At 71.1% G+C, this 22,768-nt stretch carries 25 protein-coding genes; 12 read left to right on the forward strand and 13 right to left on the reverse strand.

What is annotated here, in order from left to right:
- Positions 1-171 precede the first annotated feature (171 nt).
- The gene (locus K7957_RS09360) at positions 172-1,761 is read left to right on the forward strand and encodes a sensor histidine kinase (protein WP_223011671.1); all 1,590 of its coding nucleotides are present in this window, start codon (positions 172-174) and stop codon (positions 1,759-1,761) included.
- Here the strand turns inward: K7957_RS09360 and K7957_RS09365 are convergent.
- The 3 genes from K7957_RS09365 to metX are packed head-to-tail and all read right to left on the reverse strand — an operon-like array spanning position 1,739 to position 3,912.
- Positions 1,739-2,140 carry a response regulator gene (locus tag K7957_RS09365; RefSeq protein WP_223011672.1) on the reverse strand — a complete coding sequence of 134 codons (402 nt, stop codon included), beginning with the start codon at positions 2,138-2,140 and terminating at the stop codon, positions 1,739-1,741. The two genes, K7957_RS09360 and K7957_RS09365, sit on opposite strands and share 23 nt — an antisense overlap.
- Positions 2,141-2,185: 45 nt before the next feature.
- Positions 2,186-2,785, reverse strand: a complete 600-nt coding sequence (gene metW / locus K7957_RS09370; protein WP_223011673.1) for a methionine biosynthesis protein MetW — start codon at positions 2,783-2,785, stop codon at positions 2,186-2,188.
- Positions 2,782-3,912: a homoserine O-acetyltransferase MetX gene (metX, locus tag K7957_RS09375; protein WP_223011674.1), complete on the reverse strand. Its 1,131-nt coding sequence runs from the start codon at positions 3,910-3,912 to the stop codon at positions 2,782-2,784. The genes metW and metX overlap by 4 nt, the downstream gene beginning before the upstream one ends.
- Positions 3,913-4,015: 103 nt before the next feature.
- On the opposite strand from metX, the gene K7957_RS09380 reads away from it, so the two are divergent.
- Positions 4,016-4,849 (forward strand): formate/nitrite transporter family protein, encoded by an 834-nt coding sequence (locus tag K7957_RS09380; RefSeq protein WP_223011675.1) that lies wholly within the window; start codon positions 4,016-4,018, stop codon positions 4,847-4,849.
- Positions 4,850-4,863: 14 nt separating this feature from the next.
- Here the strand turns inward: K7957_RS09380 and K7957_RS09385 are convergent, their stop codons facing one another.
- The gene (locus tag K7957_RS09385; protein ID WP_223011676.1) at positions 4,864-5,733 is read right to left on the reverse strand and encodes a class I SAM-dependent methyltransferase; all 870 of its coding nucleotides are present in this window, start codon (positions 5,731-5,733) and stop codon (positions 4,864-4,866) included.
- Between the two features lie 8 nt (positions 5,734-5,741).
- Positions 5,742-7,139, reverse strand: a complete 1,398-nt coding sequence (gene thrC, locus K7957_RS09390) for a threonine synthase (protein ID WP_223011677.1) — start codon at positions 7,137-7,139, stop codon at positions 5,742-5,744.
- A gap of 96 nt (positions 7,140-7,235) precedes the next feature.
- On the opposite strand from thrC, the gene K7957_RS09395 reads away from it, so the two are divergent.
- The gene (locus K7957_RS09395; protein WP_223011678.1) at positions 7,236-8,462 is read left to right on the forward strand and encodes an SAM-dependent methyltransferase; all 1,227 of its coding nucleotides are present in this window, start codon (positions 7,236-7,238) and stop codon (positions 8,460-8,462) included.
- 57 nt (positions 8,463-8,519) lie between these two features.
- Here the strand turns inward: K7957_RS09395 and K7957_RS09400 are convergent, their stop codons facing one another.
- Positions 8,520-8,954, reverse strand: coding sequence for an EF-hand domain-containing protein (locus K7957_RS09400; protein WP_223011679.1), 435 nt, complete (start codon positions 8,952-8,954; stop codon positions 8,520-8,522).
- A gap of 117 nt (positions 8,955-9,071) precedes the next feature.
- Here K7957_RS09400 and K7957_RS09405 point away from each other — a divergent pair, with 117 nt between their 5' ends.
- Entirely contained in the window at positions 9,072-10,289 is a 1,218-nt protein-coding gene (locus K7957_RS09405; RefSeq protein ID WP_223011680.1) for an argininosuccinate synthase, read from the forward strand.
- Between the two features lie 289 nt (positions 10,290-10,578).
- Here the strand turns inward: K7957_RS09405 and K7957_RS09410 are convergent, their stop codons facing one another.
- Positions 10,579-11,613 (reverse strand): GGDEF domain-containing protein, encoded by a 1,035-nt coding sequence (locus K7957_RS09410; protein WP_223011681.1) that lies wholly within the window; start codon positions 11,611-11,613, stop codon positions 10,579-10,581.
- A 163-nt stretch (positions 11,614-11,776) separates the two neighbouring features.
- Positions 11,777-12,322: a peroxiredoxin gene (locus K7957_RS09415; RefSeq protein ID WP_223011682.1), complete on the reverse strand. Its 546-nt coding sequence runs from the start codon at positions 12,320-12,322 to the stop codon at positions 11,777-11,779.
- Positions 12,323-12,497: 175 nt separating this feature from the next.
- On the opposite strand from K7957_RS09415, the gene crtY reads away from it, so the two are divergent.
- Both crtY and K7957_RS09425 read left to right on the forward strand, forming a co-directional pair.
- Positions 12,498-13,658: a lycopene beta-cyclase CrtY gene (crtY, locus tag K7957_RS09420; protein WP_223011683.1), complete on the forward strand. Its 1,161-nt coding sequence runs from the start codon at positions 12,498-12,500 to the stop codon at positions 13,656-13,658.
- A complete protein-coding gene (locus K7957_RS09425) occupies positions 13,655-15,127 on the forward strand; it encodes a phytoene desaturase (RefSeq protein WP_223011684.1) in 1,473 nt (490 codons plus the stop codon). Before crtY ends, K7957_RS09425 begins: the two co-directional genes overlap by 4 nt.
- On the opposite strand, the gene K7957_RS09430 is transcribed toward K7957_RS09425, so the two are convergent.
- Together K7957_RS09430 and K7957_RS09435 are read right to left on the reverse strand one after the other, a co-directional pair.
- A complete protein-coding gene (locus tag K7957_RS09430; RefSeq protein WP_223011685.1) occupies positions 15,124-15,681 on the reverse strand; it encodes a hypothetical protein in 558 nt (185 codons plus the stop codon). The genes K7957_RS09425 and K7957_RS09430 overlap by 4 nt on opposite strands.
- Before the next feature lie 108 nt (positions 15,682-15,789).
- Entirely contained in the window at positions 15,790-16,134 is a 345-nt protein-coding gene (locus K7957_RS09435; protein WP_223011686.1) for a hypothetical protein, read from the reverse strand.
- A gap of 106 nt (positions 16,135-16,240) precedes the next feature.
- Between K7957_RS09435 and K7957_RS09440 the strand changes: the two genes are divergently transcribed.
- From K7957_RS09440 to K7957_RS09455, 4 genes are all read left to right on the forward strand, one after another.
- On the forward strand, positions 16,241-16,528 hold the full coding sequence (locus K7957_RS09440; protein ID WP_223011687.1) for a hypothetical protein: 288 nt from the start codon (positions 16,241-16,243) through the stop codon (positions 16,526-16,528).
- Between the two features lie 172 nt (positions 16,529-16,700).
- Entirely contained in the window at positions 16,701-17,282 is a 582-nt protein-coding gene (locus K7957_RS09445) for an LOG family protein (protein ID WP_223011688.1), read from the forward strand.
- A gap of 24 nt (positions 17,283-17,306) precedes the next feature.
- A complete protein-coding gene (locus K7957_RS09450) occupies positions 17,307-18,263 on the forward strand; it encodes a phytoene/squalene synthase family protein (protein ID WP_223011689.1) in 957 nt (318 codons plus the stop codon).
- A gap of 160 nt (positions 18,264-18,423) precedes the next feature.
- On the forward strand, positions 18,424-18,807 hold the full coding sequence (locus K7957_RS09455) for a hypothetical protein (protein WP_223011690.1): 384 nt from the start codon (positions 18,424-18,426) through the stop codon (positions 18,805-18,807).
- A gap of 24 nt (positions 18,808-18,831) precedes the next feature.
- On the opposite strand, the gene K7957_RS09460 is transcribed toward K7957_RS09455, so the two are convergent.
- Genes K7957_RS09460 through K7957_RS09470 form a run of 3 tightly spaced genes read right to left on the reverse strand, consistent with a single transcriptional unit; the run spans position 18,832 to position 20,362 of the window.
- Positions 18,832-19,206, reverse strand: coding sequence for a Rap1a/Tai family immunity protein (locus tag K7957_RS09460; protein ID WP_223011691.1), 375 nt, complete (start codon positions 19,204-19,206; stop codon positions 18,832-18,834).
- On the reverse strand, positions 19,203-20,057 hold the full coding sequence (locus K7957_RS09465) for a hypothetical protein (RefSeq protein WP_246616854.1): 855 nt from the start codon (positions 20,055-20,057) through the stop codon (positions 19,203-19,205). Before K7957_RS09465 ends, K7957_RS09460 begins: the two co-directional genes overlap by 4 nt.
- Positions 20,058-20,071: 14 nt before the next feature.
- Positions 20,072-20,362: a hypothetical protein gene (locus K7957_RS09470; protein WP_246616855.1), complete on the reverse strand. Its 291-nt coding sequence runs from the start codon at positions 20,360-20,362 to the stop codon at positions 20,072-20,074.
- Positions 20,363-20,630: 268 nt separating this feature from the next.
- On the opposite strand from K7957_RS09470, the gene K7957_RS09475 reads away from it, so the two are divergent.
- Positions 20,631-21,977 carry a TldD/PmbA family protein gene (locus K7957_RS09475; protein WP_223011693.1) on the forward strand — a complete coding sequence of 449 codons (1,347 nt, stop codon included), beginning with the start codon at positions 20,631-20,633 and terminating at the stop codon, positions 21,975-21,977.
- Entirely contained in the window at positions 21,970-22,764 is a 795-nt protein-coding gene (locus K7957_RS09480; RefSeq protein WP_223011694.1) for a 3'(2'),5'-bisphosphate nucleotidase CysQ, read from the forward strand. The genes K7957_RS09475 and K7957_RS09480 overlap by 8 nt, the downstream gene beginning before the upstream one ends.
- Positions 22,765-22,768: the final 4 nt, after the last annotated feature.

The following is a 22,768-nucleotide window of genomic DNA, read 5'->3' on the forward strand; positions in this document are numbered from 1 at the left end:
GATAACCGCGGTCACTCGTGGAACGCTCGATAAGGCTTTCCCCGCGTGGTAGCGTAGCGCATTCATTCTGAGATTGCGATGAAGTCAATGTGTTATCTCCTTGATCGTGCGGGAGAAATCGGAAGCATTTCCGGTCCTCGCGGCCGCTCACCCGTTTTAGGCGCGTGAGCCATGGGCGAGCGTGATGTCGGCGCGGCGCATGCCGGCGCGATCCAGCTCGGCGCTGCGGGCTCCGCCGCGCGCGGCTGGCGGGTCAACGAGGCGCGGCGCCGCGCCACGATCGACTCGCTCAATCTCGCCTCGCTGCGCCGCTCCGCCGCGCTGCGCCAGATCACCGACTTCGCCGCGCAATTGTGCGGCGCGCCGGTGGCGTTGATCACGCTGATCGAGGAGGCTGACCAGAGCTTTCTCGCCTCGACCGGGACCGATCTGGAGGGCACCAGGCGCTCCGAATCCTTCTGCGCGCACACGATGTGGGAGGAGGACGTCACCGTCTTCCCCGACCTGACCGCCGACGAGCGCTTCCTCGGCAACCCGCTGCTGCGCGAACCCGGCTTCCGCTTCTACGCCGGCGCGCCGTTGGTGGCCGACGACGGCGTCCCGCTCGGCGCGCTGTGCGTGCTCGACATGACGCCGCGCCCCGAGGGTCTCACCGCGCTTCAGCGCGACGGGCTGCGCGTGCTCGCCAGCAACGTGATGGCGCGGCTGCGCGGCTCGCGCGACGACGCGGCGTGGCGCGAGGCCGCGGGCGAGGCGCGCCGCGCCGCCGCCGAGAGCGAGACGCGATTCCGCACGCTGGCGGACACGATGCCGCAGATGGTATGGTCGACGCTGCCCGACGGCTACCACGATTATTATAACGCGCGCTGGTACGAATTCACCGGCATGCCCGAGGGCTCGACCGACGGCGAGGAGTGGAACGGCGTCTTCCATCCCGACGATCAGGCGCGTGCCTGGGCGGTGTGGCGCCGCTCGCTCGAGACCGGCGAGGCCTATCAGATCGAGTATCGCCTTCGCCACGTCGACGGCACCTATCGCTGGGTACTCGGCCGCGCGCTGCCGATCCGCGACCGCCGCGGAGCGATCACGCGCTGGTTCGGCACCTGCACCGACATCCACGAGCAGAAGCTCGCCTTGGAGGAGCGCGAGGTGGTCAGCCAGGAGCTGAGCCACCGCATCAAGAACATCTTCTCGGTGATCTCGGGGCTGATCCACTTCGCCGCGCGCGCGAACCCGGAACTGGCGACCGTCGCGAACGACCTGCGCCACCGCATCATCGCGCTGGGCCGGGCGCACGATTTCGTCCGCCCGCACAGCAACGAGTCCCGTCCGCATCTCGCGCAGGACAGTCTGCATGGGCTGCTTGCCGAACTGTTCGCGCCTTATCAGCGGCTCGACGGCGATCGCGTCGTGATCGGGGGTGACGACGTCGCGGTGGACGATCGCGCCGCCACCCCGCTAGCGCTACTGTTCCACGAGCTCGCCACCAATGCGAGCAAGTACGGCGCCCTGTCGGTCGCGCGCGGTCGCGTCGACTTGGCGGTGACGCGCGGCGCCGAGACGGTGCGGCTTGACTGGCGCGAGCGCGGCGGTCCGGCACTCGACGCGCCGCCGCCTATCGACGGTTTCGGGAGCCAGCTGATCGAACTGAGCGCGGTCCGCCAGCTCGGCGGCACGGTGACGCGTACTTGGCACCCGGACGGGTTGGAATTAGCCGTCACGGTACCGTTGCCGGCGTTCAGCCGCGCCGCGGCCACCTGACGAACTCGGTCGGCGTCGGCGCGTCGGCCGGCGCCAGCTCGGTCGCGGTCAGCGCCGCGCTGAGGATCGCCTCTTCGTTGAAGGGCTTGCGGATATAACCGAGCGCACTGCCGGGGTCGGTGATCTGGCCGGGGTTGGCGGTGACGAACACCACCTTGACGCCATGCTCGCGCGCGATCCGCTCGGCGATGACCGGGCCGGTCGCCCCGTCGCGCAGGTTGACGTCGACGAAGGCGAACTGACAGCCCGGCGCAGCGCGATAGGCGCTCTCGGCGTCCGCCGCGATCGCCGCGACCACGAATCCCGCTTCCTCGAGAATCCGCTCGAGGTCGAGCGCGACGAAGATCTCGTCCTCCACGATGAGCGCGGTCTTGGGCATGACGTCGCTTCACTGGCTCCACTGATTGGCACGGGTTAACCCCGATCAGTCGGCAGGGTTCCGCCGCAGCAGGAAAACGGCATGCTCGGCCAGGAAGTTTGCCGCCGCGCCGCCGGTGCGTTTGTCACCCGAGAGGAACCAGGCGTCCTCGGTCGCCACGCCGCGCTCGGCGAGGTGCGCGCGAAAGTCGTCGACGGTGAGATGGTGGATGTTGGGGGTGTCGTACCAGCGCTCGGGCAGCAGCCGCGTCACCGGCATCCGCCCGCCCCACAGCAGCGACAGCCGTACCCGCCAGTGCGCGAAGTTGGGAAAACTGACGAAGGCGTGGCGCCCGATCCGCAGCATTTCGTCGAGCACGCGGTCGGGCGCGCGCGCGGTCTGGAGCGTCTGGCTCAAGATCGCGTAATCGAAGCTCTGGTCAGGATAGCCCGCGAGGTCGGTGTCGGCGTCGCCCTGGATCACCGACAGCCCGCGCGACACCGCCGCGGCGACGTTGCGCGGGTCGAGCTCGAGCCCGCGCGCGTCGACCCCCTTGGTATCGCGCAGCGCCTTCATCAGCTCGCCGTCGCCGCAGCCGACGTCGAGCACCCGCGCGCCGGGCGGCACGTGCGCGGCGATGATCGCGAGATCGGGGCGCAGGCTCACGCGCCGGTCCCGAGGAAGCCACCGATGACACGATCGAGCTCGGGCGAGTCGAGCAGGAAGGCGTCGTGGCCGTAGGGACTGGACAGCTCGACGAAGCTGGCGGGTGCGCGCGCCGCCACCAAGGCCTGGACGATCGCGCGCGACTCGGCGGTGGGATACAGCCAGTCGGTGTCGAAGCTGACGAGGCAGAAGCGCGCGCGCGCGGCGCGGAAGGCGTTGGCGAGCAGCCCGCCATGTTCCTCGGCGAGGTCGAAATAGTCCATCGCGCGGGTGATATAGAGGTAGGAGTTGGCGTCGAACCGATCGGTGAAGGCGAGTCCCTGGTGACGCAGGTAGCTCTCCACCTGGAAATCGGCGTCGAAGCCGAACGACTTCTGCTCGCGCGCCTGCAGCCGTCGCCCGAACTTCTCGGTCAGCCCCGCCTCGGAGAGATAGGTGATGTGCGCCGCCATCCGCGCCACCGCCAGACCCGCCGCGGGGGGGACGCCATCGTAATAATCACCACTCGACCAGTTCGGGTCGGCCATGATCGCCTGCCGCCCGACCTCGTGGAAGGCGATGTTCTGCGCGGTGTGGCGTGCGGTCGAGGCGATGACGAGGCAGGCGTCCAGCCGCTCGGGGAAGGTCGCCGCCCAGCTCAGCGCCTGCATCCCACCCATCGATCCGCCCACCACCGCGGCGAGCTTCGCGACGCCGAGATGGTCGAGCAGCAGCGCCTGTGCGCGCACCATGTCGCGGATCGTGATGACCGGGAAGGCCATCGCATAGGGCCGTCCGGTCGCCGCATCAGTGCTCGCCGGGCCCGACGTGCCCATGCAGCTGCCCAGCACGTTGGCGCAGATCACGAAGAAGCGATCGGTGTCGATCGGGCGGCCGGGGCCGACCATGCGCTGCCACCAGCCCGGCTTGCCGGTACGCGGATGCGACGAGGCGACGTGATGGTCGCCGGTGAGCGCGTGGCAGATCAGCAGCGCGTTGCCGCCGCCGGGCGCGAGCGTGCCATAGGTCTCATAGGCGATCTCGACCGGCGCGAGCAGCGCGCCGCCGTCGAGGCGCAGCGGCCCGGGCAGCACGACCTGACGCGACAGGCCGAAGCGCTGGTCCAGCGAGGAGGGCGAGGTGAGCATCGGGCGGCCCCTTTACCCGCGCTGCCCCGTCGAAGTCGAGCCGGACCCGCGTGCACTCCCGCCGCGTTGGCGTAGAGCGTCACTTCGACGCGGGGGGCCCTTCATGGCGGACGACGCCGAGGCGCGCGAGCGCGACATCGACCTCGATCCCGACGAGCGCGCCGCGGTCGAGCAGCGCCAGTCGGCCAGCCCGCGCGTGATCCATGAGGTGATCCGTCGCGCCGGCGACGAGGAGCTGGCGCGGCCGAGCTGGTCGCTTGTCTGGTCCGGGCTCGCCGGCGGAGTCGCGATCAGCGCCTCGATCCTGGGCAAATCGCTGATCGCGCGCGACCTACCCGAGGCGGGCTGGACACCCTTGGTGACCAGCATCGGTTATACGCTGGGCTTCCTGGTCGTGATCCTCGGCCGGCTCCAGCTGTTCACCGAGAGCACCTTGTCCGCGGTAATCCCGGTGGCGACTCATCCCAGCCTCGGCAACCTGGCGCGACTGCTGCGGCTCTGGGCGCTGGTGCTCGGCGCGAACCTGCTCGGCACGCTGCTGATCGCGGGTCTGGTCCACTATCGCCTGATCGGCTCGCCCGAGGGGGGTGCGGCGATGCTGGAGACGGCGCGCGAGCTGCTCGCGCACGACGCCTGGGCGACGCTGCGGCTCGGCATCCCCGCCGGCTTCCTGATCGCGGCGGTGCCCTGGGCGCTGCCCTCGTCGCGCGGGCAGGAGTTCTGGGTGGTGTTCGTGCTGACCTATTTCATCGCGCTGGGCGGCTTCGCGCACGTCGTCGCCGGCTCGGGCGAGGCGTGGCTGCTCGCCTTCGCGGGCGAGGTCTCGTTCGCGCGGGCACTGGGCGGGCTGATCCTCCCCGCGCTGATCGGTAACGTCATCGGCGGCACCGGGCTGTTCGCGCTGCTGGCGCACGCGCAGGTGCGGCAGGAGCTGTGAGGGAGCGGGACGATCTACCGCGACCAGCGCGCCCAGATCGCGGTCGGCAGCGCCAACCCGCGAGACTCCTCGCGCACCGCGAGCTCGCCCGCCTCGACCGTGCCGGGCAGGTCGGCGAAGGCCTGGCGCAGCATCTCGCCGATCGCCAGCGCCGACATGCGCACCGCGTAGACGGTGAGGAACAGGTAGCGCGACTCGGCGTCGAGCAGCCGGCGACAGTCGGTGATCAGGCCGGGCAGGTCCTCCTCCAGCCGCCACACCTCGCCGGCCGGCCCGCGGCCGTATTTGGGCGGATCGAGCAGGATCCCGTCGTAGCGCCGCCCGCGCCGCACCTCCCGCGCGACGAACTTGGCGGCGTCGTCGATCATCCAGCGCACCGGTGCGTCGGTCAGCCCCGACAGCACCGCGTTGCCGCGCGCCGCCTCGACCGACTTCTTCGAGGCGTCGACGTGCACCATCCGCGCGCCCTCGCTCGCCAAGGCCAGCGTGCCCACGCCGGTATAGCCGAATAGGTTGAGGCACTCGGGCGACTCGACGCCGGCGAGCCGCTCGCGCATCCACGCCCACACCGGCGCCATGTCGGGGAAGAAGCCCAGGTGGCGGAAGGGCGTGGTCTGCGCGGTGAAGCGGACCTTGTTCCACGCCAGCGGCCAGCCGTCGCGCGGGACCGACTCGCTGAAGTCCCAGCGGCCGCCGCCCTCCTCGTCGCTGCCCGGCACGAACGCGCCGTGCGCGCGCCAGTCATCGCGCGCGGGCGCCCAGAGCGCCTGCGGCTCGGGACGGATGAAGCGGAAACGGCCGTAGCGCTCCAGCTTGCGCCCGTTGCCCGAGTCGATCAGCCCGTAATCCGCCCAGGGCTCGCCGGTGAGCGTGACGAGGTCCACGCTTCGCCTCAGCCGCGGGGGACGGCGTGCGCGGCGACGTGCGCGCTGACCGCGGCATAGGTGGCGTCGAGCGTGACGCAGCGCTCCTCGCGCTCGAACAGGTCCCCGACGCGCGCCGGCAGCGGGGGCCGCACCCCGGTGGCGCGCTCGACCGCGTCGCCGAACTTGGCGGGGTGCGCGGTGGCGAGCGTCACCATCGGCACCTCGGGCGCGAGATGGCGCCGCGCCGCCGCCAGCGCGATCGCGGTATGGGGATCGATCACCTGACCGGCGCGCTCGCAGGCGTGGCGCATCGCCATGGCCATGCCGTCGGGGTCGACCCGCTCGCCGACGAACAGCCCCGCCGCGCCCTCGCGCTGCGCGTTGCTCAGCCGCATCGCGCGCTCCGCCTCGAAACCGCGCATCTGAGTCGCCAGCGCGGCGCCGTCGCGCCCGCCGAGATCGTACAGCAGCCGCTCGAAGTTGCTCGAGACCTGGATGTCCATCGAGGGCGTCGCGGTGGGCACCACCTCGCGGCTGGAATAGTCGCCGGTGCCGAGCGCGCGCGCGAGGATGTCGTTGACGTTGGTGGCGACCACCAGCTTGGCGACGGGCAGCCCCATGCGCGCCGCGACATAGCCGGCGAAGACGTCGCCGAAATTGCCCGTCGGCACGCTGAAGGCTATCGCGCGCGCGGGCGCGCCGAGCCGCACCGCGGCGTAGAAGTAATAGACCACCTGCGCCATCAGTCGCGCCCAGTTGATCGAATTCACCGCGGAGAGGCGGAAGCGCCCGGCGAAGGCGGCGTCGTTGAACATCGCCTTCACCAGCGCCTGCGCGGTGTCGAAGTCGCCGCGGATCGCGATGTTATGGACGTTGGGCGCGCCCACCGTGGTCATCTGACGACGCTGCACCTCGCTCACCCGGTCCTCGGGGTGGAGCATGAAGATGTCGATCCCTGCGCGCCCCGCCACCGCGTCGATCGCGGCCGAGCCGGTGTCGCCGCTGGTAGCGCCGATGATCGTGAGATGCTCGGTCGTGCCGGTGAGAAAGCGCTCGAACAGCAGCCCGAGCAATTGGAGCGCGACGTCCTTGAACGCCAGCGTCGGCCCGTGGAACAGCTCGAGCAGCCACTGGTCGTGGTCGAGCTGGACGAGCGGGGTCACCGCGTCGTGGGCGAAACGGCCGTAAGCGGTGTCGCACAGCGCGCGCAGCTCGTCTTCGGTCAGCGAGCCGGCGACGAACGGCGCCATCACCGCCGCCGCGGTCTCGGCGTAGCTCTTGCCCGCGAGCGCGGCGATCTGGTCCTCGGACAGCGTCGGCCAGGTCTCGGGGACGTAGAGCCCGCCGTCGGCGGCGAGGCCGGCGAGCGTCGCGCCCGCGAAGTCGAGCGTGGGGGCGGTGCCGCGGGTACTGACGTAACGCATGGGGCAGTTCGCCTAGAGCGCGAGGCGCGCGTGCGCAACGCTCACCGACGTATCGAGGCTATGGATTGCGCGATGCAACCTTATTAGCAGAGGCGGATGGCACTCATCGACGTCTTCCTCAGCCGCGCGATCAAGCGCGGGCGCCTCACCCTCACCAAGCCCGACGGCAGCACCGCCAGCTTCGGCAGCGACGACCCCGCGCTCAAGCCCGTCGCGATCCGCATCACCGATCGCTCGGTGTATCGCGCCCTCGCCGCCGACCCGGCGCTGGGGGCGGGTGAGTCGTTCATGGACGGCACGCTGATCGTCGAGCAGGGCGACATCCTCGACCTGCTGCTGCTCGCCACCGCGAACAGCCGCTGGGAGAATGGCGTCAACCGCCTCGCCGCCAATCGCTGGCGCACGCTCAAGGGGCAGATCCGCCACCGCCTCACCGGCAACCAGGCCAAGGCATCGAAGCGCAACGTCGCGCATCACTACGACCTGTCGGACCGGCTCTACGACCTCTTCCTCGACACCGACAAACAGTACAGCTGCGCCTATTACGCCGATCCGACCCACTCGCTCGAGCAGGCGCAGGCCGACAAGAAGGCGCATATCGTCGCCAAGCTGGCGCTCGCGCCGGGCATGCGCGTGCTCGACATCGGCTGCGGCTGGGGCGGCATGGCACTGTACATCCACGCCAAGACCGGCGCCGAGGTGCTGGGCATCACGCTCTCCGAGGAGCAGCTCAAGGTCGCACGCCGCCGCGCCGAGGAGGCGGGCGTCGCCGACAGAGTGAAGTTCGAGCTGATCGACTATCGCGCGCTGGAGGGCCCGTTCGACCGGATCGTCTCGGTCGGCATGTTCGAGCACGTGGGCTTGCGCAACTTCCGCACCTATCTCAGCAAGTGCCGCGACCTGCTGACCCCCGATGGTGTCATGCTGCTTCACACGATCGGGCGCGCCGACGGGCCCAACTTCACCGACAAGTTCACCGACAAGTACATCTTCCCCGGCGGCTACATCCCGGCGCTGTCGGAGGTGCTGCACGCCAACGAGTTCATCCGCTGGTTCGTCACCGACGTCGAGGTGCTGCGGCTGCATTACGCCATGACGCTGCGTGCCTGGTACGAGCGCACCGTCGCCGAGCGCGACGCGATCGTCGCGCTGTACGACGAGCGCTTCTTCCGCATGTGGACCTTCTATCTGGCGGGCGCGATCGTCTCCTTCACCAACGGTCCGCTGGTGAACTACCAGATCCAGTTCAGCCGCGATCGACTCGCCCTGCCGCTGACGCGCGATTACATGATCGAGGAGGAACGACGGCTGCGGGGCAGTTGAGAGCGGTCACCCTCCGCCGCACCGGCGTGCTCCTTGCGCATGCAGGAGCACGGAAGCTCACTTCTTCGGCGCCGCTCCGCCCTTGGCTACCCCATCCGCCATGGCGCGCGCGCGCGCGGCCTCGGCGGCGTCGACCTTGCCGTCATGGTTGAGGTCGTAGGCCGAGAAGACCGCCCCCATCAGCTGGTCCGATTCGGCACGGCTCAGCCGCCCGTCCTTGTCGAGATCGCCGCGTGCCATCACCAGCGCGGCGACCCGCTTGGCGTGGACCGCGTCGAGCGTCGTGCCGCGGATCTTCATCTTGGCCATCCGCCCTTCTAACTCGGCGAGCGAGAGATAGCCGTCCTTGTTGGTGTCGGAGGCGGCGAACTCCGAGTCGAGCTTGGCGGTCGCGGTGGCGCGCGTCTCCTGCGCCATGGCGGCGACCGTCAGCGCCGGCGTGGCGAGCAACGCGACGAGCGCGACGGCGAGCGTGGTGTGCGTCCTCAGCATGCGCGGAGGCTTGGCGGCGGGCGCTTGTACGCGCGGTGAACGGGCGCGCGCGGTGCCACGGCGGTTGCCTCCAGCGGCACGCTCGCGTAGCGCCCGCGCGCGAAAGGAGCCTGCCCCATGACCGACCAGATCAAGCGTGTCGTCCTCGCTTATTCCGGAGGACTCGACACCAGCGTGATCCTGAAATGGCTCCAGACGGAATATCAGTGCGAGGTGGTGACCTTCACCGCCGATCTCGGCCAGGGCGAGGAGCTGGAGCCAGCGCGCGCCAAGGCCGAGCTGATGGGGATCAAGCGCGAGCATATCTTCATCGACGACCTGCGCGAGGAGTTCGTGCGCGACTACGTCTTCCCGATGATGCGCGCCAACGCGCTGTACGAGGGGCTGTACCTGCTCGGCACCTCGATCGCGCGCCCGCTCATCGCCAAGCGCCAGATCGAGATCGCGGCACAGGTCGGCGCCGACGCGGTGAGCCACGGCGCCACGGGCAAGGGCAACGACCAGGTCCGCTTCGAGCTCGGCTATTACGCGCTCAACCCCGACATCAAGGTGATCGCGCCGTGGCGCGAGTGGGACCTGACCAGCCGCTCGAAGCTGATCGAGTTCGCCGAGGCGCACCAGATCCCGGTGAGCAAGGACAAGCGCGGCGAGGCGCCCTTCTCCACCGACGCGAACCTGCTCCACACCTCGTCCGAGGGGAAGGTGCTGGAGGATCCGTGGGACGAGGTGCCCGACTATGTCTACTCGCGCACCGTCAATCCCGAGGACGCGCCCGACATCCCCGAGACGATCACGATCGACTTCGAGCGCGGCGACGGCGTCGCGGTGAACGGCGAGGCGTGCTCGCCCGCGACGCTGCTGGCCTCGCTGAACGAGCTCGGGCGCAAGCACGGTATCGGCCGGCTCGACCTGGTCGAGAACCGCTTCGTCGGCATGAAGAGCCGCGGCATGTACGAGACGCCGGGCGGCACGATCTACGCGCTGGCGCATCGCGGGATCGAGCAGATCACGCTCGATCGCGGCGCCGCGCACCTCAAGGACGAGCTGGCGCCGCGTTACGCCGAGCTGGTCTACAACGGCTTCTGGTTCTCGCCCGAGCGCGAGATGCTCCAGGCCGCGGTCGATCACTCGCAGGCCAAGGTGACCGGCACGGTGCGGCTCAAGCTCTACAAGGGCCAGGCGTCGGTGAGCGGGCGCCGCTCGCCGCACTCGCTCTACTCTGAGAAGGTGGTGACCTTCGAGGACGACCAGGGCGCCTATGACCAGCGCGACGCGGCGGGCTTCATCAAGCTCAACGCGCTGCGGCTGCGCCTGCTCGGCCGACGCGACCGGTAAGGGTGTGAGGAAGGGGCGAGCGAGGCGCTTGCCCTTCCTTGTGGGAGAGTCTGCCGCCGACCCACTCGGCATCCCGGGCTTGACCCGGGATCCAGGGCGCCGCGCACACTTCACCCGTCGCTCTCGTGGAGACATGGATCCCGGCTCAAGGCCGGGATGACACCGATAGGTGGCTAACGAGCGCCGTTGGCGGAGAGATTCTCCCGAGAGGAGCCGGGCGAGCGGCGCCGCCGTGCTTGTCTCGAACTCGCGGCGGCCGGCAGCGCGGAGAGAACGAGACCGAACGCCCTTACGAGACGATCGTGCGCGCGCGCCCCTGCTCCTTCGCGCGATAGAGCGCCGCGTCGGCGCGGGTCACCAAGGCGGCGCGGCCCTCGCCCGCCAAGCCCTCCGTTACCCCCGCCGAGAAAGACACGGTGCCGATCGGCTCGCCGGTCTCGCGCACGCGCAGCCGGCGTTCGCCGATGTGGACGCGCACGCGATCGATCCGCGCCGCCGCCTCGTCGGGCGTGACCCCCTCGAACAGCAGCGCGAACTCCTCGCCGCCGTAGCGCGCCACCAGGCAGCCGCCCTCCTCGGCCAGCGTGCGCGCCACGGTGCGGATCACGCGGTCGCCCACCGGATGGCCGAAGCTGTCGTTGATCCGCTTAAAATGATCGATGTCGCACATCGCGACGGTCACCCGCGCGCCCGGCGCGAGCGCGGCGAAGGCCTCGTCGAAGGCGCGGCGGTTGGGCAGCTCGGTCAGCGGGTCGGTGCGCGCCGAGCCGCGCGCCTCGTCGAGCGCGGTGCGCAGTTCCTCGGTCTCGCGCCGCGTGCTCTCCAATTTGGCCTCGGCGTGCTGGACACGCTCGATCATCGCCGCGGTGAGCCGGCTGATCTCCTCGACCCCGGCGTCGGCGCCGACGTCGCGCATCTCGGCCGCCGATCGCGCGAGGTCGCGGCCGAAATCATTGGCCTCGGCGTGCGCGATCCGGACCGTGTCGCCGAAGCCGTCGAGCTGGTGGAGCACGCGCTCGATCATCGCCTCCTGCGTCGCGGCGTCGGCGGTCATCTCGGCGTCTTCGGCGAGCGCGACCGGGGCGCCCCCCAGCGCGGTGCCGCCGAGCTGGTCGATGTCGCGCGCGGTCAACCGCACGCCGCCGTCGGTGAGCTCGGCGACGCGGCGCGCGATCAGTCCGTCGGGCTGCGCGATCACGGCGTAAGCGAAGGCGTAATGCGCCGGATCAGGGCTGAGTCGGTGCGCCGACAGGAACGCGCCGACGCGAGTGAACAGGCGGTCGCCCGCCGTTCCCTGCTGCCCGTCGACCGCCCTGCTCGCCACTCGCTCGCCCCCGATCGGCCACCCGCTGGGTACCGCCCCATCCCGACCGGCACCCCCGCGCGCCGGCGGCGCGCCGCCTGCCGCGACCCGCCGGACGGGGACGCTAGCGCCCGACTCGCTAAAATATGGTGACTCGGCGTTGACCGCGCCGAGTCAGACGCGATCAGCCCTGCTTGAGCTTCTGCACCGCGGCGAGCGTCATCGCGACATGCTCGGCGGGGTTCATGTCGTCATGGACGAAGACGACCTTGCCGTCGCGGCCGATGACATAGCTGGTGCGGCTGGTGACGCTCTTGCCCTTCACCGCGCGGCCGAGCGCGACATCATAGCCCGCCACCACCTTGGGCCCCGCGCTGGCGACCGCGAACTTGCCCGCGCACTCGCTCGACGAGAAGCGCTGTAGGTCCTCGACGTTGTCCGCGGACATGCCGATCACGGTCGCGCCCGCGGCACGGAAGGCGTCGACCTTCTCGGCGAAGGCGCGCGCCTCGGCATTGCAGCCCGAGGTGAAGGCCGCCGGGAAGAAGTAGAGCACCACGGGGCCGCGGCGGAGCTGCTCGCGCAGGCTGATCGGCACCACCTTGCCCGCGATCGCGCCGCGGGTGGAGAAATCGGGCGCGGCAGCGCCGGGCTTGAGCGTCGCCGCGGCCGGGACGGCGAGCGCGGCGGTGAGGGCGACGGTGACGGCGGTGATGACGGCGCGGCGCATGGCGGTCGGCTCCAGCAGAGGAAGACGTGTCTTGTAGCGCGCTAATCGACGTTAGGACAGGGAAAGGCGAGGCTTTCCGCCTCGCATGGCCGTGGCGCCCGCCCCGCCCCTGTTCCGCGCCTGCCGCTGCCGCGCCGGGCTTCCCCGCGTCGCTGCGATAGGTTAGCGCCGGACCATGCCTGCGACCCACAGATGCGACCTGGCGATCGTCGGCGGCGGTCTCGCCGGCGCGCTGATCGCGCTCGCGGTCCACGCCCGCCATCCTTCGCTCGATGTCCGGCTGATCGAGGCGGGCGAGGCGATCGGCGGCAACCATCTCTGGTCCTTCTTCGGCGGCGATGTCGCGCGCGCCGACCGCCACCTGATCGCGCCGCTGGTGGCGCATGCCTGGCCGAGCTACGACGTGCGCTTCCCCGCGCACGCGCGCCACCTCGCGCAAGCCTATTACTCCGTTCGCTCGACCGGGCTCGACTCGCACGTGCGCGCCACGCTGCCGCGGCGCGCGCTGATGACCGGGCGGCGCGTGCTGGCGTGCAGCCCCACCGCCGTAGTCTTCGCCAACGGCGACCGGCTCACCGCCGCGGGGGTGATCGACGCGCGCGGCGCGGGCGATCTCGCCGCGCTCGACTGCGGCTGGCAGAAGTTCGTCGGCCACGAACTGCGCGTCGCCGGGGCGCACGGCGTGGCGCGGCCGGTGGTGATGGACTCGACCGTGGCGCAGCTCGACGGCTATCGCTTCGTCTACCTGCTGCCCTTCGCCGCCGACCGGCTGCTGGTGGAGGACACCTATTACAGCGACGCGCCCGCGCTCGACGTCGCCGCGGTGGCGGCGCGGGTCGAGCGCTACGCCGCCGACAAGGGCTGGAACGTCACCGAGACGATCCACCGCGAGCAGGGCGTGCTGCCGGTGGTCTATGGCGGCGATTTCGAGGCTTATTGGCGCAGCGGCGGGAGCAAGCTGGCCAAGGCGGGCGTTCGAGCGGGACTGTTCCATCCCACCACGGGCTATTCGCTGCCCGACGCGGTGCGGCTGGCGCAGCTGGTCGCGGCGCAGCACGACTTCTCGGGTGCGGCGCTGCACGACCTGACCTATGCCTATGCGGCGCGGCTGTGGGCGGCGCGGCGCTTCTATCGGATGCTCGACCTCATGCTCTTCAAGGCCGCCGACCCCGACCAGCGCTACCGCGTGCTGGAACGCTTCTACCGCCTGCCGGCACCGCTGGTGGCGCGCTTCTACGCGGCGCGCTCGACCGCGCTCGACAAGGCGCGCGTGCTGAGCGGGCGGCCGCCGGTGCCGCTCGGCCGCGCCATCGCCGCGCTGCGGGGCGCGGCATGACCCGCGCGGTGGTGGTCGGCGCCGGCTTCGGCGGGCTGGCGCTGGCGATCCGGCTGCAGTCGGCCGGGGTCGAGACGATCGTGCTCGAGTCACGCGACAAGCCCGGCGGGCGCGCGTACGTGTGGCAGCGCGACGGCTTCACCTTCGATGCCGGACCGACCGTGATCACCGACCCGGCCTGTCTGGAGGAGCTCTGGGCGCTCTCCGGCCAGACCATGGCGACGGACGTCGCGCTCGAGGCGGTGCAGCCCTTCTATCGCCTCAATTGGCCCGACGGCACCAATTTCGACTACACCAACGACGACCAGGTGCTGCACGCCGAGATCGCCAAGCTCAACCCCGCCGACGTGGCCGGTTACGCGCGCTTCCTCGACTATTCCGCCGGCGTGTACCGGGAGGGCTATGAGAAGCTCGGCCATGTCGCCTTCCTCGACTTCGCGTCGATGATCAAGGCGGCGCCGGCGCTGGCGAAATACCAGGCGTGGCGCTCGGTCTACTCGATCGTCTCGAAATACGTGCAGGACGAGCGGCTGCGCCAGGCGCTCTCGTTCCACACCTTGCTGGTGGGCGGCAACCCGATGACGACCAGCGCGATCTACGCGCTGATCCACAAGCTCGAGCGCGACGGCGGGGTGTGGTTCGCGCGCGGCGGCACCAACCGGCTGATCGCGGGCATGGTGACGCTGTTCGGGCGGCTCGGCGGCACGCTGCGGCTGAACGACGCGGTGACGCGGATCGAGACGCTGGGCGACCGCGTCACCGCGGTGGAGACCGCCAGCGGGTGGAGCACGCCCGTCGACATGCTCGCCGCCAACGCCGACATCCTGCACGTCTACCGCGACCTGCTGCCCGGCTCCGGGGCGGCGAAGCGGACCGCCGCGAAGCTCGAGCGAAAGCGCTACTCGCCCTCGCTGTTCGTGGTGCATTTCGGGATCAAGGGCAGCTGGCCCGGCATCCCGCACCACATGATCCTGTTCGGGCCGCGCTATAAGGGGCTGCTCGACGACATCTACGATCACGGCGTGCTGAGCGAGGACTTCTCGCTGTACCTCCACCACCCCACCGTGACCGACCCGAGCCTCGCGCCCGAGGGCTGCTCGACCTTCTACGCGCTGGCGCCGGTGCCGCACATGGGCAAATATACCGGCGACTGGGAGACGGTGCGCCCGATCCTGGAGAAGCGCATCCTCGACGAGGTCGGGCGCCGGCTGATCCCCGACATCCACGACCGCATCGTGACGAAGTTCAGCTACGCGCCGACCGACTTCGCGGCCGACCTCAACGCGCATCTCGGCAGCGCCTTCTCGCTCGAGCCGGTGCTGACGCAGAGCGCCTATTTCCGCGTCCACAACCGCGACGATTCGATCCCGAACCTGTATTTCGTCGGCGCCGGCACGCATCCCGGCGCGGGCATCCCGGGTGTGGTCGGCAGCGCCAAGGCGACCGCGGCGCTGATGCTGGGGCGCTAGGCCGCGGTCGCCTCCGCCGCGCGGCAGATGGCGGCGAGCATACGACGGCGCAGCAGGCCGCTGATCGGGCGGATCACGCACCAGTAAGGCGCGAAACGCAGGAGCGCGGCGCGGTCGGCGTAGGCGACGCGTGTCTCGGTTATCAACTCGACCCGTCGCTCACTGATCGGTCTGGCCGCGACGCTCAGCGCCAGCTTGACTGTTCCGGGGTCACGCTGCGCCAAGAAAGCCGACGCGTCGGCCAACGGCACCAACTCGATCGACGGGCGCCATAGCCAACCGGCGAGCCCATAGACGATCTCGTCGGGCGCTTCCTCAATCAGTGTGAAACTCTCGATGCCGAAGCGTGACTCCAGCCGTGGTGATGTCCGCCCCGACCGGAACGGAACGACCCGCGTAATTTCGCGGACGGCGATCAGACACCGGAAGAGTGCGTCGTCTTCAGGCTTGAAGGAACGAGCAGCGGCCATGAGGGCGGCCACAGGCGCTTCGCTCTCGCGGCTGTGCCACTCCCTGAACAGGCCGGCGGCGACGTAACGGTCTATCAGCGGCATGATGCTTCCTGCTCCGGCCCGCTACGGTAGGGAAAGCCGCGCAGCCACCAAGCTTGGCCCGACCCGCTTCGGTGAACGACGCCGCACCGCTGGATCCCTGCTCGCCACTCACGGCCGCTCGCCGCGCGCCCTTCGTTGCGAGGTCGACGCTCGGTCCCACCAGGCGCGCTCGAGCAGCAGCGCGATCCGCGCGTCGGCTTCGGTGCCGTAGCGGACCAGCACCGCCGGCCAGCCGCGATAATGGTCGGTCTCCCAGAAGGTGGCGGGATCGGTCTCGATCAGCACCTCCTTCTCGATCAGCGCGACGTGGAGCACGAAGCTCGAGCGATCGGGCGCGGTCGTGGCGGCGAGCATCCTGCCGCGCAGCAGCAGCGCCGGCTTGCCGTAGCTGGTGCCAAGCATCACTCCCGGCAGCGCGAGCCCGGTCGCGACGACATCGTCCCAGTCTCTCATGGCGCGTCTCTCCCGCGGGCGAGCTTAGATCGACTGACCCGATCTGGCGACGTCGAGGTGACGAGCGCCGCCGCATCTGCTTCGCTGCGTGGCGAAGGAGACTGTGATGCCGGCCACGCTGTTGTTCGCCGCGCTGCTGGCGACGGCCACCGCCGCGCCGCCCCGCTGCGGCGCGCCCGGTGCCGCGATCGAGACGATGCGCGCGCTGCCGGCGGCGGCACGGCTCGAGCTGTCGCGCTACCTCGCCGACGGCGGTATCGCCGACGCGGGGCAGCGCCACGACGCGATCGACGTCCGCCACCCCGGCGTGCCGCGCCATCGCTTCGTCCGCGCCGACCGATGGGGAGACGAGTGGGTCGTCCGCTACGAGTCGGGCGGCATCGCCGCGCGGTAGGACAGCGTCACGCTGGTGCCGGTCGCCGCCGACGGTCGCGCGCCGCGCTACGTCGCGCACGCGGGTGACCGCTGCCGTGCGCTCGGCGCCGTGGCGGCATCACACCGCTGAGCGCGCGAGCGGCCGCGCGCGCCATTGCTCCCGGCCCGCGCTTCCCCTAGCGCTCGCGGCCATGAAGCGCCTCGCCATCTACTGCGGCTCCGCCACCCCCGCCGACCCCTTCTACCTCGAGCTCGCGCGCGAGGTCGGCCGCACCCTCGCCGAGCGCGGTATCGGATTGGTCTACGGCGGCGGGCGGCTCGGGCTGATGGGCGCGATCGCCGACTCGGCGCTGGCCATGGGGGGCGAGGTGATCGGCGTGATCCCGCAGGCGCTGGTCGACGCCGAGGTGGCGCACCGCGGGCTCACCGAGCTGCACGTCGTCCCCGGCATGCACCAGCGCAAGCAGCTCTTCACCGACCTCGCCGACGGCTTCGTCACCCTGCCCGGCGGCACCGGTACGATGGACGAATTGTGGGAGGCGCTGAGCTGGGCGCAGCTCGGCTATCACGCCGACCCGGTCGGTTTGCTCAACGCGCGCGGCTATTATGACGAGCTCGTCGCCTTCTGGGCCAAGATGGGCGAGGTCGGCTTCCTGCGCGCGCAGCACCGCGACCTGCTGATCGTCGGCGACACACTCGGTACGCTGCTCGACGCGATGGCGGCGCACGCGCCGACGCAGCCGATCGTCCGCATGGCCGCCGGCGACCTGTGAGCGCGCTTCTGTGAGGAGGGCGGCGTGACCGACTCGCGGGCCGCGCTGGTGGCGACGGCGTGCGAGTCGATCGCGCGCGGCTCGAAGAGCTTCGCCGCGGCATCGCAGCTGTTCGCGCCCGACGTGCGCGAGCGCGCCTGGCTGCTCTACGCCTGGTGCCGCCGCTGCGACGACCTCGTCGACGGGCAGGATCACGGCCATGACCGCCGCGCCGTCGCCGACGCGCCCGCGCGGGTCGCCGAGGTGCGCCGGCTCAGCGCCGCCGCGCTGGCGGGCGAGCCGACCGGCGACCCCGCGTTCGACGCGCTCGGCGTGGTCGCGCGCGAGACGCGGCTGCCGCACCGCTTCGTCACCGACCTGATCGACGGCTTCCAGCTCGACGCCGACGACTGGCGCCCGCGCTCCGAGACCGACCTGTACCGCTATTGCTACCATGTCGCGGGCGCGGTCGGCTGCATGATGGCCGTCGTCATGGGGGTGCCGCCCCAGGACGAGGCCACGATCGACCGCGCCTGCGACCTCGGGCTGGCCTTCCAGCTCGCCAATATCGCGCGCGACATCGAGGAGGACGACCGCGTGGCGCGCTGCTACCTCCCCGACGAGTGGCTCGCCGAGATGGACGTGCCGCCCGGGCAGCACATGAAGCCGCCGTTCCGCGACCGGCTGGTGGTGCTGGCGCGGCGGCTGGCAGCGCGGGCCGAGCTGCACGAGGCGAGCGCGCGCGTCGGCACCAGGGCCCTGTCCTATCGCTCGGCCTGGGCGGTGCTGGCGGCGGCGGGGATCTACGGCGACATCGCGCGCCGGGTCGCGGCGCGCGGGGCGCATGCCTGGGACCATCGTGTCACCACCAGCAAGCGCGAGAAGCTCGCCTGGATCGCGCGCGCGGCGTGGCAGGCGGCGCGGCGCCAGCGGATCGCCGACACGCCGCGCGACCAGCGACTGTGGACACGGCCGCGTTCGTCGCCTTCCTCGTCACGCTGAGCCGTGCTCCGGCGCACGCCGGAGCCCAGGGCCGCGGGCGTCGTCGTCGATTCCTCTGGGCTCCTTCGTGCGCGGGAGCACGGGTGCGGAGAAGGTGAGGCCCCAGCCGCAACCAACGCGGGCGCGGGCCATTGATCAAGGTGAGAGGAGCCAGAACCCGATGACGAGACATGCCCTAGTCGTCCCCTTCGCCGCCCTGGCGCTCGCCGCGTGCGGCGACCGAGTGGAGGAGCATGCCGATCGGACCGGCAACGCGATCGCGGGCGAGATCGGCGAGGCCGCGGACAATGTCGCCGCCAGCGTCGACTCGCTCACCGACACGATGGCCAACCAGGTCGACGGCGTCGCGGCGCACTCGCTCGACCGCGCCGCCGATCGGATCGACGACGCCTCCCGCCGGCTCGAGAGCGACGTGCGCCGCCACGCCGACCGCGCGCGCGACCGCGCCGGTGACGCGCTCAGCGGTGCGGGCGAGCGGCTGCGCGACCGCGATGCGCCGACGGATCGGCACGCCGACCAACCCGTCGAGGAAGAACGGCACTGAGCCGAGACACGCCGGTCGCGACCGTCACCGCCGCCTGCGCGTCGGCTTCGACGTGGCCTTGGGCTTAGGCTTGACCGCGGGCTTGCACGGGAAGGCCTCCTTCAGCCCCTGCCGCACCACGAAGGCGGGCGCCGCGCTCGACTTCTTGCCCTGTTTGCGTAGGTATCTCCGTGCCGCCGCGGTGACCGCGACGTTGGAGCTGCGGTCCGGCGCGGGGCAGATCTGGCGCGCGCTCGACAGCGCGTCGAAGGCCGCGAGCATGTAGCCGGTGCAGAAATCGGCGGTGGGGTCGTCGTCCCTGCCGCGGCACAGCTCGACCAGCTGGGGCGTCGTCAGCGAGCTGACCACGACCGGGCGGTCCGCCGCGGCGAGCATCGCCGCGAGCAGCAGCGTGCTCATCGCGCCACGCCCGGGCCGGTCGCGGCGTTGGCGGCGGCGAGATAGGGAAGCAGCCGCACGCGCGGGAAGACCTCGTCGAGCGGCTTCACGTCGGGCGTGACATAGACGATGCCGCCGCGCTTCTCGAACTGCGGGCGCAGCTTGCCGTTGTAGAAGCGCGCGCCGACGTTGATGCAGCCGAACGAGATGCGATTGTCCTCGGGCGAGGGCGACAGCAGCCGCTCGACTCGATGCTCGTTCTTGTGGAGGCTGGTGACGACGTGCATCGCCACCGCATTGGCATAATCGACCCACAGCACGCGCTGCCGCCCGAAGGCGCGGCCGAACTTGGTGACGAACCGGCCGGCGGGGGTGGTGCGCTCGGCCGGGCCGATATCGTCGAGGTTCTTGGCGCCGACGCCCGGCGTGGAGTCGTCGCCGATGCCGATGCCGAGCAGCACCGGCGTCTCGCCGAGGTAGTCGCCGTTGGCGGCGAAGAGATACAAGGTCGCGGCGGGCTTATCGATCACCGCATAGGGCAGCTTGCCGTTGTCGTGCGCGGCGGCGACCCAGGCGATCATTCGCTCGGCGTTCTCCGATCGCGGCATCTCCGGCGCGGGTTCGACCGGCAACGGCGTAGCCTTGGCCACCTTGCTGGCTTTGCGGACCGGCTTCTTCGCCGAGACCTTCGCCGTGCCCGGCTTCGCCGCCGCGGCGGTCTTGCGAGCCGGCGCTACCGGCGGCACGGCGAGCGCCGTACCCGACAGCGCCAGCGCCGCCACCGCCGCGACGATCACGCGACCCGCGCCGCGGGACGGACGGACGGCCATATCGATGATGGTCGGCCGTGCCGCCCCGCGACGCGCGCGCATCGTGTCGCCGTGGCTCAGCCGCGCGGGCGACGCGCGCGCTGCTGCTGCAGCTGCTGCATCTGCTGCTCCGACGAGTCGACGCGGGTGCCGAGCTGGTCGATCCGCTGGCTGTTCTGCTGCGCCTGGGCTGCGGCGGCCTGTGCCTGGGTGAGCGCCTGGCCCGAGGTACCCTCGACCGTGCGCAGGCGACCGTCGAGGCCGTCGATACGCTGGTTCACCGTGGCGATCTGGTCACGGACGAAGCCCTTGGAGGCGCAGCCGCCGAGCCCGACGGCGCCGACCGCGATCAGCGTCAGGGCCGTCATGCGGGGAAGATTCGAACGCATCTACTTACCTCTCGTACCAAAATGGACAGATAGCGCGAATGCGCACGGGCAGGAGAACGTTCCGGCGCCTGAACGAAACGTTAATAGATGGTAAATGGCGCGGCGACCCGAGGCGGGCGGGATGCCGTATCGAGGGGGCGACCGGCCGCGTCGACGCTGAGCTGTAGCCGTGCGCGCATCCATTCCGCGGCACAAGGCGTTGGCCGTTGACTAGTCACCGAGTGGACCGCAGGCCTACATCACTCTCATGCTCATCCCAGACCAGGCGCAGGAGCGCGCCACCGATATCGTCCGCCGCGCCCGCGCGTCGGGTGCCGACGCCGCCGATGCGGTGTTCGCCGCCAACGCCTCGGGCGAGGTGTCGGTGCGGCTCGGTGCGCTCGAGGACGTCGGCCGTTCCGAGGGGGCCGATCTCGGCCTGCGCGTCTTCGTCGGGCAGCGCTCGGCGAGCGTCTCCACGTCCGATCTCTCGCCCGAGTCGCTCGGCATCCTGGTCGAGCGTGCGGTGGCGATGGCGCGTGAGGCGCCGGAGGATCGCTGGGCGGGGCTCGCCCCCGAGTCGCGGTTGCTGCACGGCGCCGCGCCGCTGCTCGACCTCGCCGACCGCGACGAACCCGATCCCCCCGCGCTACGCGACGCCGCCGCGCGCGCGGAAGCGGCGGCGCGTGCGGTCGAGGGCGTTACCAACAGCGAGGGCGCGGGCGCGGCCTGGGGGCGCAGCGTCTGGGCGCTCGCCACCAGCCACGGCTTCGCCGGCGCCTATGAGGCGACCAGCCACACGCTCTCCGCCAGCGTGATCGCGGGCACGGGCAGCGCGATGCAGCGCGACTATGGCTTCCACGCCACCCGCCACCGTGTGCATCTCGACTCGCCCGAGGCGATCGGTGCGCTGGCGGGGGGGCGAGCGGCGGCTCGGGTCGGCGCCGGACGCGCGCCGAGCGGGGCGATGCCGGTGGTGTTCGACCCGCGCGTCGGGGCGAGTTTGCTCAGCCATCTCAGCGGCGCTATCTCCGGGAGCGCGGTGACGCGGCGCACCAGCTTCCTGCTCGACTCGCTCGGCACCGCGATCCTACCGGCGGGTATCAACGTGATCGACGACCCGCACCGCCCGCATGGGTTGCGCTCGCGCCCGTTCGACGGCGAGGGGCTGCCGGTCTCGCCCACGGCGATCGTCAGTGACGGCCTGCTCGAGACCTGGCTGCTCGACAGCGCCTCGGCGCGTCAACTCGGGCTCGAGCCGACCGGACACGCCTCGCGCGGCATCGCCGGCGCGCCGGGCGTGACGACGAGCAACCTCTACATGGAGGCCGGGCACGTGCCGGTGGAGACGCTGATCGAGGATATCGTCGAGGGGATCTACGTCACCGAGCTGATCGGCCAGGGCGTCAACCCCGTCACCGGCGACTATAGCCGCGGCGCCGCGGGCTTCCTGATCGAGCGCGGGGCGTTAGGCCGGCCCGTGATCGAGTTCACCATCGCGGGCAATCTGAAGGACATGTTCCGCGCGCTGACGCCGGCGAACGACCTCGTCTTCCGCCACGGCGTCAACGTGCCCACGCTGCGGATCGAGGGCATGACGGTGGCGGGTGGCTGACGCCGCGCTGGCCGACGCGGTCGCGGCGATCGCGCGCGAGGCGGCGCAGATGGCGTTCGCGCGTTGGCGCACCGATTTCGCGCGCTGGGAGAAGTCTCCCGGCAGCCCGGTCTGCGAGGTCGACATCGACGTCGACCACATGCTTCACGCCCGACTGAGCGCGCTGCTGCCCGACGCCGGCTGGCTCTCCGAGGAGACCGCCGACCGCCCCGACCGGCTCGCGCGCGAGCGCGTCTGGGTGGTCGATCCGATCGACGGCACGCGCGACTATATCCGCGGCCGCGCCGGCTGGTGCGTCTCGGTCGCGCTGGTCGAGCGCGGCCGCCCGGTGATCGGCGTGCTCGACGCGCCCGCGCGCGGCGAGGTCTGGCGCGCGCGCGCCGGCGCGGGTGCGACCGTGGCGCGCGAGGACGGCAGGCGCTTCGACCTGGCGGCGGGCGATCGAAACGACTTCGAGGGCGCGCGCGTGCCGGTGGACGCGCTCCCCAAGACCGATCGCACCTTGGTGGCGGTGGAGAAGCCCAACTCGATCGCGCTGCGCATCGCGATGGTGGCGAGCGACCGCGCCGATCTCGTCGCGACGCTGCGCTGGGGCAATGAGTGGGACATCGCCGCCGCGGTGCTGGTGGCGAGCGAGGCCGGCGCGACCGTGAGCGACGCGCTCGGCGCGCCGATCCTGTTCAACAAGCCCGACCCGCGCGCCTATGGCGTGCTGGTGACCGCTCCGGGCATACACGCCGCCTCGGTGAGGCATCTCGCCGGGCGGGCGCGGGCGGTGATCGGGTAGCGGT

The sequence above is a fragment of the Sphingomonas yunnanensis genome (genome assembly GCF_019898765.1).
GTDB classification, from domain to species: Bacteria; Pseudomonadota; Alphaproteobacteria; order Sphingomonadales; family Sphingomonadaceae; genus Sphingomonas; species Sphingomonas yunnanensis.